Origin of the sequence: Stenotrophomonas tumulicola (assembly GCF_014117215.1) — a bacterium.
Classification (GTDB): domain Bacteria; phylum Pseudomonadota; class Gammaproteobacteria; order Xanthomonadales; family Xanthomonadaceae; genus Stenotrophomonas; species Stenotrophomonas tumulicola.
This window is the reverse complement of the sequence record NZ_JACGXS010000003.1, coordinates 21,839-33,770: the sequence shown is the minus strand read 5'-3', so window position 1 is coordinate 33,770 and position 11,932 is coordinate 21,839. Positions and strand designations below refer to the sequence as shown.

Genomic DNA, 11,932 nt, shown 5'->3' with positions numbered 1-11,932 from the left:
TGCGTGCTGGACTTGCCGCATCCCGGACGCTAGCGTTGCAGGGATTTTTTTCCCATCAGGGGTTTCCATGAACCACGACGCTGCGCCCAAGCAGCTCACGTTCCGCGCGGTGGTGCTTGCCATCGTGCTGGCCGTGGTGCTGTCTGCCGCCAACGCCTACCTTGGCCTGTTCGCAGGCCTGACCATCGCCACCGCCATTCCCGCGGCGGTCATTTCCATGGGCGTGCTGCGCCTGCTCGGCGGTGGCTCCATCCTTGAAAACAACATCGTCCAGACCGGCGCTTCGGCCGGCTCGTCGATTGCCGCCGGTGTGATCTTCACCATCCCGGCACTGGTCATCATGGGTTACTGGCCGGACTTCAAGTACTGGTGGGTGCTGGGTATTGCCGGCCTGGGCGGACTGCTGGGCGTGCTGTTTTCGGTGCCGCTGCGGCGTTCGATGATCGTCGAAGACCCGCTTCCCTTCCCGGAAGGCAAGGCTGCCGCCGAAGTGCTCAAGGCCGGCGAGAACCCCGGCCCGGGCCTGAAGATCCTCGGCCTGTCGGCGGTGATCGGCGCGTTCGTGAAGCTCGCCGCGGAAAGCGGCATGCGCCTGATCCCCGATGCCTGGGCCACCTCGGCCTATGTCGGCAGCTCCAAGATCACCGCCTTCATCGGCACCAACCTGTCGCCGGCGCTGCTGGGCGTGGGCTACATCGTCGGGCTCAACGTGGGCATCGTGGTGGTGTCCGGTTCGATCCTGACCTGGCACATCGCCATCCCGATCTACCAGGCGTTCTTCATGAACTCAGACCCGGCGCTGGCGGCATCGATCGCCACGGCGTCGTCTACCGAAGCGGCATTTGCCATCTGGGGCGCGAAGATGCGTTACCTGGGTGTCGGCGCGATGCTGATAGGCGGCATCTGGACGCTGGTCTCGCTGCGCAAGTCGCTGCTCAATGGCGTCAAGAGTGGCTTCGCTGCCGCGCGCAAGAGCGGTGGCCCGGTGTTGGCGCATACCGAACGCGACCTGCCCATGAAGTGGATGCTGGTTGCGCTGGTGGTGTTCACGCTGCCGTTGCTGGCGCTGTACCAGGCCATCGTCGGGCAGTGGCACGTATCGATCCCGATGACCATCATCATGATCGTCGCCGGCTTCCTGTTCGTCTCGGTGTCGGCCTACCTGGCGGGCCTGATCGGTTCGTCGAACAACCCGGTTTCAGGCATCACCATCTCCACCATCCTGTTCGCTTCGGCGGTGCTGGTGCTGCTGCTGGGCGAGGATGGACTGACCCCGGTCGGTGCCTTCGGCGCGCCGCTGGGTGCGGTGGCCGCGATCATGATCGGCGCGGTGGTCTGCTGCGCTGCCGCCGTCGGTGGTGACAACCTGCAGGACCTCAAGGCCGGTTACATCGTGGGTGCGACGCCTTGGAAGCAGCAGCTGATGCTGGGCATCGGCGCGTTCTCGTGCGCGCTGATCATGGCACCGGTGCTGAACCTGCTGGCGACCGCCTACGGCATCGGCGTGAAGTCCGAGCTGCATCCGAATGCGCTGGCTGCGCCGCAGGCCAACCTGATGGCCTCGGTGGCCAAGGGCCTGTTCGGTGGTGAACTGCCGTGGACCTTCATCGGCATCGGTGCCGTCGTGGGTGCGGCCATCATTGCTTTCGACAGCTGGCTGAAGTCGCGCGATTCCCGTTTCCGCGTGCCGGTGCTGGCGGCAGCGATCGGCATCTACCTGCCACTGGAGCTGATGGTGCCGATCTTCCTCGGTGGCCTGATCTCCTATCTGGTCGAGCGCTTCCACAAGGTCCGCGCCGATGACGAAGAAGGCCGCGACCGCGTGCACAAGCCGGGCGTGCTGTTCGCCGCCGGCCTGATCACCGGCGAGGCACTGATGGGCATCGCCATTGCGGTGCCGATCGTGGTCAGCAGCCGCGCCGACGTGCTGGCCGTGCCATTCCACCTGCCTGCCGCGCAGTGGATTGGCCTGGCCGTGCTGTTCCTGGTCGGCTGGCTGATCTACCGCACCGGCAAGCGCGCCAGCGCCGGCTGATCGATGCGGTATTGGGGCGGCGCCGGGCCATGCTCGGCGTTGCGCCCTGTCGAGGCCGCCGAGCATGGCTCGGCGCTACCGGTCCGGGGAGATGACGACATCCACCGGGCATGGCTTGGCGCTACCCGGTCCGGGGGCATGACCGATGGCCTTGGCAGGGTGCTGCAAGCAGGCCTACCATCGACGTTTTGCCGTCCTGCGGAGAACCCGATGAAACTGCGTCATGCCCTGTTGCCGTTGAGCCTGCTCGCGGCGCTGCCGTCCGTGGCGGCTGCCCGTGGACTGGATGTCCGCGACATGATCGCCATGGACCGCGTTTCTTCGCCGGTACTCAGTGCCGATGGCGGCACCGTGGTATTCGCCAAGCGCAGCGTGGACACCGCCCACAAGGCAAGCAGCGCGCTGTACGTGCGTAACCTGCGCACCCGTGACGCTGCCCCGCCGAAGCAGCTCACCCCGGCCGGCTGGAACGTCAATTCGGCGTCGCTGTCGGCCGATGGCCGTACCGTCTACTTCCTGAGCGCGAAGAATGGCAGCCAGCAGTTGTACGCCCAGGCCCTGGACGGTGCCGTGCCGCGCCAGCTGACCGATTTCCCGGTGGATGTGGACAGCTACCATGTGTCGCCGCAGGATGACCGCGTACTGTTCAGCGCAGGCGTGTTCCAGGATTGCGCCTCCGACCTGGCCTGCACCAGCAGGAAGCTGGCGGACAGGAAGGATGCCAAGGCCAGCGGCCAGGTGTTCGATTCGATGTTCGTGCGCCATTGGGATACCTGGAACGATGGTCGCCGCAACACCTTGTTCGTTGCGCCGCTGCCGGCCGGCAAGGCTGCTGCGGTCAAGGGTGCTTCGGCACTGAGCGCCATGCTGGCTGGCGATGCACCGTCCAAGCCGTTCGGCGGCAACGATGATTTCGCCTGGTCGCCGGATGGCGCCAGCGTGGTTGCCAGCATCCGCGTGGCCGGGCACGAGGAGCCGTGGTCGACCAACTTCGATCTGTACCGCTTCGATGCCGCAGGCACGCAGGCACCGGTGAACCTCACCGCCGCCAACAAGGCGTGGGATGCGGGCCCGGTGTTCAGTGCAGACGGCAAGACCCTGTTCTACCGCGCGATGAAGCGCCCGGGCTTCGAGGCTGACCGCTTTGCCCTGATGGCGATGGACCTGGCCAGCGGCAACAGCCGTGAGATCGCCGCGGACTGGGACCGTTCGGCGGGTGGCATCGTGCTGTCCGCCGACGGCGGCACGATCTATACCACCGCCGATGACATGGGCGAGCACCCGCTGTTCGCCGTGGACGTGGCCAGCGGCAAGGTGGACAAGCTGATCGGCGATGGCAGCGTGACCGCTGTGGACGTGGCCGGCGACAGCGTAGCCATCACCCGCAACAGCCTGAAGAGCAACGATCAGGTGCTGGTCGGCATGCTGCCGGCGGCAGGTGGGACGATGGGCGCCCTGCGCGCGCTGACCCCGGCAGCCGATGAGGTGCTGAAGGACGTGCAGTTCGGCGACTACGAGCAGTTTTCGTTCAAGGGCTGGAACAACGACACCGTGCATGGTTACGTGGTCAAGCCGCATGACTACCAGGAAGGCAAGCGTTATCCGGTGGCGTTCCTGATCCACGGCGGTCCGCAGGGCAGTTTCGGCAATGGCTGGAGCTACCGTTGGAACCCGCAGACCTACACCGGCCAGGGCTACGCGGTGGTGATGATCGATTTCCACGGCTCCACCGGTTACGGCCAGGCGTTCACCGATGCGATCAGCCAACACTGGGGCGATCGCCCGCTGGAAGACCTGCAGAAGGGATGGGATTCGGCGCTGAAGCAGTATGCGTTCCTGGATGGCGACAAGGCCTGCGCACTGGGCGCCAGCTACGGCGGCTTCATGGTCAACTGGATCGCCGGCAACTGGAACAGCCCGTTCAAGTGCCTGGTCAACCACGATGGTGTGTTCGACCAGCGCATGATGGGCTATGCCACCGAAGAGCTGTGGTTCACCGAATGGGAGCAGGGCGGTACGCCGTTCGCCAAGCCTGCGAACTACGAGAAGTTCAACCCGGTCAACCACGTGGCGGACTGGAAGAAGCCGATCCTGATCATCCACGGCCAGCAGGATTTCCGCATTCCGGTGGAGCAGGGCCTGGCGGCGTTCACCGCCGCGCAGCGCCAGGGTATCGAGTCGAAGTTCCTGTACTTCCCGGACGAGAACCACTGGGTGCTCAAGCCGGCCAACAGCGTGCTGTGGCATGACACGGTCAATGCCTGGTTGAAACAGCACATCGGCAACTGACAGACCAGGCGCCGCCCTCCGGGGCGGCGTCTTCATCTTCTGTAGCGCCGAGCCACGCCCGGCGGCTTTTCGCGCACCATTTCCCTGCCAACCGCCGCCGGGCATGGCCCGGCGCTACCGGCGTTACGCCACCGGCAACCCGCGTTCGATCAACCACGCCTTCGCGTCTTCGGCATCCTGTTCGAACCAGGCCCGGGTGGAACCCAGCCGGTAGGTGTAGCCCCAGGCATCCATGTCCGCCATCAGGCGGTCGCTGCCCACGCCGGGCAACTGGCCAGCCAGCACGATCTGCAGGTAGCAGGTGGCATCTTCTTCCGGCACTGAATCAGTGGCATCGGTGTGCACCTGCGCACGCCGCTCCGGCGGCAGTACGATCAGATGGCAGGCTTCATGCAGCATCGAATGCACCGGCGTGTCATCGCGCACATACACGTTGCTGGCGATGATCCCGGCCTCGGGCTCACCCCAGTAGCTTCCCGGAATCGATTCGCCGGCGGCCACATGGTGCAGTTGCAGGCCATGCGCGGAGAGCAGGCATGCGGCATCGGCGAAGGCGATATCGCCGACGCAGGTGACATGGGATGCTGGCATGGGATCGTTCATCGCAGGCACGACCCCGCCCGTGGCTGGCACGGGCAGGGCAGGATCAGGGTTTGTCGGGCCCTTCCGGCAAGGCCACGGAAATATCCAGCACGTCGTGCTGTCCATCCTTGACCAGGTCGACCTTGACCGCCTCGGCATCGATGTTGACGTACTTCTTGATCACTTCCAGCAGCTCGCGCTGCAACAGCGGCAGGTAGTCCGGACCACCGCGGTGGCTGCGTTCCTGCGCGATGATGATCTGCAGGCGGTTCTTCGCGGTTTCGGCGGTCGTCTTCTTGGCTTTCAGGAAATCAAACAGGCCCATGCTTACCCTCCGAACAGCTTGCTGAAGAAGCCCTTCTTCTCCACGGTGGTGAATCGCATCGGCCGATCTTCGCCGAGGATGCGTGCGACGGCGTCGTCATAGGCCTGCCCGGCCGCAGATTCGCCATCCAGGATCACCGGTTCGCCCTTGTTGGAGGCGTTGAGTACATCGCCCGATTCGGGGATGACACCGATCGCCTTCAATCCAAGCACCTCTTCCACGTCGGTGATGCTGAGCATCTCGCCCGATTCCACGCGCACCGGCGTATAGCGGGTCAGCAACAGGAACGCTGGCACGTCATGGCCCGTTTCGGCCTTGTGGGTCTTGGAATCCAGCAGGCCGATGATGCGGTCGGAGTCGCGCACCGACGACACTTCCGGATTGACCACCACCACCGCGCGGTCGGCGTAATACATGGCCAGGAAGGCGCCCTTTTCGATGCCGGCCGGCGAATCGCAGATGATGTATTCGAAGCCATCGGCGGCCAGGTCGTCGAGCACCTTGCGCACGCCCTCCTGGGTCAGCGCATCCTTGTCGCGGGTCTGCGAGGCAGCCAGCACGTACAGGTTGTCGAAGCGCTTGTCCTTGATCAGGGCCTGCTTGAGGGTGGCTTCGCCATGCACGACGTTGACGAAGTCGTACACCACGCGCCGCTCGCAGCCCATGATCAGGTCGAGGTTGCGCAGGCCGACGTCGAAGTCGATCACGGCCACCTTCTTGCCACGACGTGCCAGGCCGCAGGCAAGGCTGGCGCTGCTGGTGGTCTTGCCGACGCCACCCTTGCCGGAGGTGACTACGATGATTTCAGCCAAAGGACTTCTCCTGCTCTTGTTCTGGTTGGAGCTGCGTCAATCCAGCGCAGCGATCTTGATCTGGTCCTGTTCCAGCCACACCTGGACGGCCTTGCCGCGCAGGTTGTCCGGTACATCATCCAGCACTTTGTAGTGGCCGGCGATGGCCACCAGTTCTGCATGGAAATCGCGGCAGAATATACGTGCCGCGGTATTGCCCTGTGCACCGGCCAGCGCGCGACCGCGCAGGGTGCCATAGATATGGATGCTGCCGTCGGCGATGACTTCGGCACCGGCGCCGACCGTCGCCATCACGGTCAGGTCGCAGTTTTCCGCATACAACTGCTGCCCCGAACGCACGTTGGCCAGTTGCATGCGGCCGGGCTTGGGCACGGCCGCCGGGGCAGGTTTCGCCGCCAGTGCAGCCGCTGCAGGAGCGGACCGGCGGACCTCGCGTACCGGGGCGGCGGGGGCGGCCCTGGGTGCCACGGACTCGCCCGCATCTGCAGGCTCGTACTGGGCGCGGAACTTGGCCAGCAGCGGCAGGCCAAGTTGCTGCGACAGCAGTTCGATCTCGCTGGTGCCATAGGCCAGTGCAACCGGCAGCACGCCTGCGCCCCGCAACCCGTCCAGCAGCGCCTGTGCGCTGGCCACGTCCGGGGTGCGGCTGAGGCCACCGAAATCGAGGATCACCGCGGCGCGCCCGAACAGCTTCGGTGCGCGGGTGACCCTTTCGTTCATTTCCTGTACCAGCCGCGGTACGTCCAAGGTGCGGACGCGCAGGTTGGCGATTCCCACCTGGCCGATCTTCAGTTCACCGGCCTGTTCATAATCCATGTTCACCGCCACCTCAGGTCCCCGTCGGCCGCTGCGCCTGCGCCGGCAACTGCCGGCCACGCGCCCATGCCACGTCCGGCAGCTTGCCGGCATATGTTTCGGCCACCCATGGGTAGCTGCACAGCTCTTTGGTCAGCATGCTGGCGCGTACATCCACGTGCGGCATCGTGTTCTGCCCCAGTTCGCGGAAGCCGAAGCTGCCGTGGAACAGCAGCGCCGCGTCGGCGCCGTGGTCCTGGAACACCTCGCAGGTCATCTGCGGATAACGCAGTTCCGCATAGCTCTGTGCGTCGGCATAGAACGCGCGACCGACACCACCGCCCCGCCGCCGGCTGGCGACCACGATGCGGTCGATATAGAAGAAGCTGCTGTCCAGGTTCTGTTTGAACCAGGCGAAGTTGCTGCTGTCGTGCTGGCTTTCGCTGCCGAAGCCGATCAGGAAGCCGGCCAGGTTGCCGTCGCGCTCGGCGACGCGGAAATACTCGGCGGTATCGTAGAACAGGTGTAGCCGGTGCGCGTCCAACGGCAGGATCGCCAGGCCCGCATTGTTGTTCAAGGCCAGGACGGAATCGAGCTCATGCTCGCGCACGTCGCGGATGACAATCGACATTGTGACTCCGTGGGGTGGTGCGTGCGGCCCGTCGCCGGGCCCTTCGTTGGGATTATTGCATGGGGGGACCGCCACCGGGGGAAACCGGGGCATGACTTCCGTAGGAGTGACGCAGGTCAGGTTCAGCCTAAGATGCAGGGATGTTGGGAGCTCTCAGTCATACCCGCGTCCTCCGCTTGGCCGGCCTGTTCACCTGGGTCATGGTCGGCTTGCCGCTGGTCTATTCACAGGTGGAGAACCTGCAACGCCCGGGCGGAGACAGCGGCTGGGCATTGCTGCTGTTTGCTGCCTACCTGGTATTCGGTGGGGCGTATTTCCTGCTGACTCGCGACCTGCGCAGCGGTGGCCACGCCAGTTGGCCCGACCGCGGCATGCTGGTGCTGCTGACCATTTCCGCGCTCGGGGTCAGTTTCCTCAGCGGGTCGGGACTGGGCAGCATCCTGATGATGGTCGCCGCGGGTGTCATCCCCTGGATGCTGCCAGCGCGCTATGGCGTGATCTGGCTGCTGCTCAGCCAGCTGGCGGTCGCACCGGTGTACTACGTGCTGCTGCGGTTCCCGCTGTTCGAGGCGATCATGCAGTCGCTGCTGTATGGCGGATTCTCGATGTTCATCTTCGTGACCAGCTTGGTCGCCCGCCAGCAGACCGACGCACGCGAAGAGCAGCGCCGGCTCAATACCGAGCTGCGCGCGACCCGGGTGCTGTTGGCTGAAAGTGCGCGGGTGAACGAGCGCACGCGGATTTCCCGCGAGCTGCACGACCTGCTGGGCCACCACCTGACGGCGTTGAGCCTGAACCTGGAAGTGGCCGGGCATATAACCGAGGGCCGTGCGCAGGAGCATGTGCACCAGGCCCATACGCTGGCCAAGCTGCTGCTGACCGATGTGCGCGAGGCGGTCAGCCAGTTGCGCGACAGCGGCGCCATCGACCTGGCAGCGGCCCTGCGGCCCTTGACCCAGCAGGTGCCGGCGCTGGACATCCATCTGGACGTTCCCAGTCCGCTGAACGTGGAAGATCCGGAGCGCGCCCACGTGTTGTTGCGCTGCACCCAGGAAATCATCACCAACGCGGTGCGCCACGCCGGTGCGCGTAACCTGTGGATCAAGGTACGGCGTGAAGAAGGGGGCGTCAGCCTGGAAGCGCGCGATGATGGAGAGGGCAATGATGGCATCGTAGTGGGCAATGGCTTGCGCGGAATGCGTGAACGCCTGCAACAATGTGGCGGCGACCTACAGATTCAAACCCGCCGTGGCGAGGGCTTCTGCCTGCGCGCCACGGTTCCCGGTGTACCGGCGTTGGCGCTGAGCACCGCACCTGAAGGAGTTCGTTGATGATTCGCGTGTGCCTGGTCGACGACCAAACCCTGGTGCGGCAGGGAATCCGCTCGCTGCTGGCGCTCGATGATGGAATCGAGGTGGTCGCCGAGGCGGCCGATGGCCGGCAGGCGGTGGAGATCATGCCGCAGGTGAAGCCGGACGTGGTGCTGATGGACATGCGCATGCCGGTGATGTCCGGGCTGGAGGCGCTGCAGATGCTGTCGAAACTGGAACAGCTGCCGCCAACCATCATCCTGACCACCTTCGACGATGACCAGCTGGTGCTGGCAGGCCTGAAGGCCGGTGCCAAGGGGTATCTGCTCAAGGATGTGACCCTGGAGCAGCTGGTGGGCGCGATCCGGACGGTTTCGGAGGGCGGCTCGCTGGTGCAGCCTGCGGTCACCCAGCGGCTGCTGTCCGGGCTGGAACACATGCGCAACGAGTTCGTCAGCCTGGATCGGCCGGACCCGCTGACCGACCGTGAAACCGAAATCCTGCGCCTGATGGCCAGCGGTTTCTCCAACAAGGAGATCGCCAACTCGCTGGGCGTGGCCGAAGGCACCATCAAGAACCATGTTTCAAACATTCTCTCCAAGCTGGGCGTGCGCGACCGCACGCGCGCGGTGCTCAAGGCATTCGAGCTGCAGCTGGTGTGAAAACCGTTGAAAGCCAAGGAGTTGCGCGGTAACTGAATCCCGCATCGGTAACGCCCCCCTACTGGTGGCTGGCCCTGATGCGTTACCCTTCGGCCCCTTGCCTGTACAAATCCGCAGCCGGCACGGAAACCGGTGCGCCAATCGAGATGAACAATGCCAGCGAAGCCTGCTAGGATTGGCGCTTCGCTTCAATCAACCCGGCCGTGGGATCGGCCCCGGAGACTCCTGAATGACCCGTATTATCGAGTTCCTGATCGCCTTGGGGATCGTGGCTGGCCTGTTCGTCATCATTGGCGTATGCCTCCCGGGCGAGCGCCATATTTCGGAAAGCATCGAGACCAACCGCAAGATGACGATCGTGTACGACACGGTCAACAGCCTGCGTCGCTTCAAGGATTGGAACCCACTCCTGCTGCGTGATCCCGCTGCCGACCTCAAGCTGTCCGGCCCCGCCTCCGGCGTGGGCGCCACGCTGGACTATTCCTCCAAGGAAGGTTCGCTGGGCAACGGCACCTGGAAGATCACCGAGAGCGAAGAAAACAAGCGCGTTGCCATCGCCATCGACGACATCACCAAGGGCCATGACAAGGTCACCAGCTTCACCCTGGAGCCGACCGGCAAGGGTGGGCGCAACGTCAAGATCACCCAGGACTACAGCGTCAAGTATGGTTTCGACCTGTTCGGTCGTTATGCCGGCCTCTACGTCAGCCGCCACATCGGCGATGACCTGAAGCTGGGCCTGTCGCGCCTGGCGAACATGCTGGCCACCGTGCCGAACGTCGACTACCGCACCGCGGAAGCGCCGCTCAACGACCTGGCCATCGTCGACGTTCCGGCCGAGGACCTGCTGGTCGTCACCGCCGGCAACGTGGACCGCGGCGAAGCCACCATCACCAAGTCCATCGCCGACAACCAGGAATGGATCAAGCGCGTGATGGATGCCAACGGCCTGGAAGCTGCTGGCCCGTTCCGCATCATCACCACCGATTTCGGTGCGGAAAAGTACGCCTTCGACGTGGCCCAGCCGGTCAAGAAGAAGGGTACGGAGGGCGTGCCGGCCGAAGAACTGGCCGTCAAGATCGATGGCGATGCACCGGTGAAGTATGTCCGCGTGGCTCCGCACCGTTCGGCGCATGCGACCTTCTCCGGCCACATGGCAGGCCTGGACATTGCCCGCAATGCCCTGCGTGCCTGGTCGGTGACCAACGGCAACGAAGTTATCGATCGTCCGTATGAGACCTGGAACGGTGGCGTGCAGAAGTCCTTCTCCCCGGAAGGCACGTACGACATCTACTGGTCCGTCAGGTAAGGCCGGACGCTGGATGTAACGCATGAATGAAAACGCGCCGCTCACTGCGGCGCGTTTTTTTTGGCACGCACACGCTGAAGGAGTCGCCATGTTCACTACGGATCGTCGCGCGCGCAGGCCCTCGCTGCTGGCCAGCCTGGGGGCGCTGTTGGCCGCCGCAGCCATCGGCCTGTCTGCCTACGCCTCGCATGGTGTCAGCGAGCCTGCGGCGCAGCAGCACCTGAACATGGCGGCGCTGTACGCGTTCGCGCATGGGGCGGTGCTGGTGGCGCTGGGACCGCGGGCGACGACTGCCTTCGGCCGGATTGCCCTGTGCGTGGTGTTGCTGGGCACGCTGTTGTTCGCGGGCAGCCTGGCTGGCAACGCGTTATGGCAATGGCCCACGCGGCTGGCGCCCTTCGGCGGCAGCGCGCTGATGCTGGGTTGGGTGCTGGTGGCCATCGACGCGCTGAGGCGCTGAATGCCCAGGTTCGCGCGGGGCTTCAACGTGGAGCAGGCACATGCGTGGCTGGCGCGACGTGATCGTCGGCTGGCGGCATGGATGCGCCGGCTTGGGCCCCTGCCGGCCCCGGAAGGGTGGGCACGCCGTTTCGATCCGGTGGATGCGCTGGCGCGGGCAATCCTGTTCCAGCAGCTGAGTGGCAAGGCCGCCTCGACGATCGTCGGGCGGGTGGAAGTGGCCATCGGCAGTGCGCGCCTGCACGCCGATACGTTGGGACGGGCGGATGATGCGGTGCTGCGCGCCTGCGGCGTGTCGGGCAACAAACTGCTCGCGCTGCGCGACCTGGCCCGGCGCGAAGCTGCCGGCGAGATCCCCAGCCTGCGGCGGATGGCGGTGATGGAGCATGACGCCATCATCGAAGCGCTGGTGCCGATCCGCGGCATTGGGCGCTGGACGGTGGAAATGATGCTGATGTTCCGTCTTGGCCGGCCGGACATCCTGCCGGTGGACGACCTGGGCATCCGCAAGGGCGCCCAGCGCGTGGACAAGGCCGCTGACATGCTGGCGCCGAAAGCGCTGGCGCTGCGTGGCGAGAAGTGGGGGCCTTACCGCACCTATGCCAGCCTGTACCTGTGGCGCATCGCCGATTTCAGCGAAAGTCCGATATTGAAGACCAACCGTTCGCAGGATTGAGGTGCAGCGCCGAGCCATGCTCGGCGGCGGCTGCCCGCGTGCTCCAC

12 protein-coding genes are annotated in these 11,932 nt (G+C 65.1%); 7 read left to right on the top strand and 5 right to left on the bottom strand.

Going from position 1 to position 11,932, the window contains the following annotated elements; translation table 11 throughout:
* The first annotated feature begins 67 nt into the window (after positions 1-67).
* Together H4O11_RS07995 and H4O11_RS07990 are read left to right on the top strand one after the other, a co-directional pair.
* Positions 68-2,035, top strand: a complete 1,968-nt coding sequence (locus H4O11_RS07995; protein ID WP_182338898.1) for an OPT family oligopeptide transporter — start codon at positions 68-70, stop codon at positions 2,033-2,035.
* A gap of 210 nt (positions 2,036-2,245) precedes the next feature.
* On the top strand, positions 2,246-4,324 hold the full coding sequence (locus tag H4O11_RS07990) for an alpha/beta hydrolase family protein (protein ID WP_182338897.1): 2,079 nt from the start codon (positions 2,246-2,248) through the stop codon (positions 4,322-4,324).
* Positions 4,325-4,447: 123 nt separating this feature from the next.
* Here the strand turns inward: H4O11_RS07990 and H4O11_RS07985 are convergent, their stop codons facing one another.
* From H4O11_RS07985 to H4O11_RS07965, 5 genes are read right to left on the bottom strand one after another with little or no spacing between them, the layout of a single operon-like run.
* Positions 4,448-4,915 carry a hypothetical protein gene (locus tag H4O11_RS07985; protein WP_246333369.1) on the bottom strand — a complete coding sequence of 156 codons (468 nt, stop codon included), beginning with the start codon at positions 4,913-4,915 and terminating at the stop codon, positions 4,448-4,450.
* Between the two features lie 55 nt (positions 4,916-4,970).
* Positions 4,971-5,231, bottom strand: a complete 261-nt coding sequence (gene minE / locus H4O11_RS07980) for a cell division topological specificity factor MinE (RefSeq protein ID WP_182338895.1) — start codon at positions 5,229-5,231, stop codon at positions 4,971-4,973.
* Positions 5,232-5,233: 2 nt separating this feature from the next.
* The gene (minD, locus tag H4O11_RS07975) at positions 5,234-6,043 is read right to left on the bottom strand and encodes a septum site-determining protein MinD (protein WP_182338894.1); all 810 of its coding nucleotides are present in this window, start codon (positions 6,041-6,043) and stop codon (positions 5,234-5,236) included.
* Between the two features lie 36 nt (positions 6,044-6,079).
* The gene (gene minC, locus H4O11_RS07970; RefSeq protein ID WP_182338893.1) at positions 6,080-6,859 is read right to left on the bottom strand and encodes a septum site-determining protein MinC; all 780 of its coding nucleotides are present in this window, start codon (positions 6,857-6,859) and stop codon (positions 6,080-6,082) included.
* 13 nt (positions 6,860-6,872) lie between these two features.
* Complete coding sequence (locus H4O11_RS07965; protein ID WP_182338892.1) at positions 6,873-7,469, bottom strand: GNAT family N-acetyltransferase; 597 nt, start codon at positions 7,467-7,469, stop codon at positions 6,873-6,875.
* 140 nt (positions 7,470-7,609) lie between these two features.
* Here H4O11_RS07965 and H4O11_RS07960 point away from each other — a divergent pair, with 140 nt between their 5' ends.
* From H4O11_RS07960 to H4O11_RS07940, 5 genes are all read left to right on the top strand, one after another.
* Positions 7,610-8,800, top strand: coding sequence for a sensor histidine kinase (locus H4O11_RS07960; RefSeq protein WP_182338891.1), 1,191 nt, complete (start codon positions 7,610-7,612; stop codon positions 8,798-8,800).
* Positions 8,800-9,441, top strand: coding sequence for a response regulator (locus H4O11_RS07955; protein ID WP_182338890.1), 642 nt, complete (start codon positions 8,800-8,802; stop codon positions 9,439-9,441). The genes H4O11_RS07960 and H4O11_RS07955 overlap by 1 nt, the downstream gene beginning before the upstream one ends.
* Positions 9,442-9,670: 229 nt before the next feature.
* Positions 9,671-10,750 (top strand): polyketide cyclase, encoded by a 1,080-nt coding sequence (locus tag H4O11_RS07950; RefSeq protein WP_182338889.1) that lies wholly within the window; start codon positions 9,671-9,673, stop codon positions 10,748-10,750.
* An 88-nt stretch (positions 10,751-10,838) separates the two neighbouring features.
* Entirely contained in the window at positions 10,839-11,210 is a 372-nt protein-coding gene (locus H4O11_RS07945; protein WP_182338888.1) for a DUF423 domain-containing protein, read from the top strand.
* Positions 11,211-11,885: a DNA-3-methyladenine glycosylase family protein gene (locus H4O11_RS07940; protein WP_182338887.1), complete on the top strand. Its 675-nt coding sequence runs from the start codon at positions 11,211-11,213 to the stop codon at positions 11,883-11,885. It begins immediately after the preceding gene.
* Positions 11,886-11,932: the final 47 nt, after the last annotated feature.

What these genes read in the sequence shown, in the direction of transcription:
- H4O11_RS07950 (WP_182338889.1), top strand. Translation starts at nt 9,671, where the DNA reads ATGACCCGTATTATCGAGTTCCTGATCGCCTTGGGGATCGTGGCTGGC.
- H4O11_RS07955 (WP_182338890.1), top strand. Translation starts at nt 8,800, where the DNA reads ATGATTCGCGTGTGCCTGGTCGACGACCAAACCCTGGTGCGGCAGGGA.
- minC (WP_182338893.1), bottom strand. Translation starts at nt 6,859, where the DNA reads ATGGATTATGAACAGGCCGGTGAACTGAAGATCGGCCAGGTGGGAATC.
- H4O11_RS07985 (WP_246333369.1), bottom strand. Translation starts at nt 4,915, where the DNA reads ATGCCAGCATCCCATGTCACCTGCGTCGGCGATATCGCCTTCGCCGAT.
- H4O11_RS07965 (WP_182338892.1), bottom strand. Translation starts at nt 7,469, where the DNA reads ATGTCGATTGTCATCCGCGACGTGCGCGAGCATGAGCTCGATTCCGTC.
- H4O11_RS07940 (WP_182338887.1), top strand. Translation starts at nt 11,211, where the DNA reads ATGCCCAGGTTCGCGCGGGGCTTCAACGTGGAGCAGGCACATGCGTGG.
- minE (WP_182338895.1), bottom strand. Translation starts at nt 5,231, where the DNA reads ATGGGCCTGTTTGATTTCCTGAAAGCCAAGAAGACGACCGCCGAAACC.
- H4O11_RS07960 (WP_182338891.1), top strand. Translation starts at nt 7,610, where the DNA reads ATGTTGGGAGCTCTCAGTCATACCCGCGTCCTCCGCTTGGCCGGCCTG.
- H4O11_RS07990 (WP_182338897.1), top strand. Translation starts at nt 2,246, where the DNA reads ATGAAACTGCGTCATGCCCTGTTGCCGTTGAGCCTGCTCGCGGCGCTG.
- H4O11_RS07995 (WP_182338898.1), top strand. Translation starts at nt 68, where the DNA reads ATGAACCACGACGCTGCGCCCAAGCAGCTCACGTTCCGCGCGGTGGTG.
- H4O11_RS07945 (WP_182338888.1), top strand. Translation starts at nt 10,839, where the DNA reads ATGTTCACTACGGATCGTCGCGCGCGCAGGCCCTCGCTGCTGGCCAGC.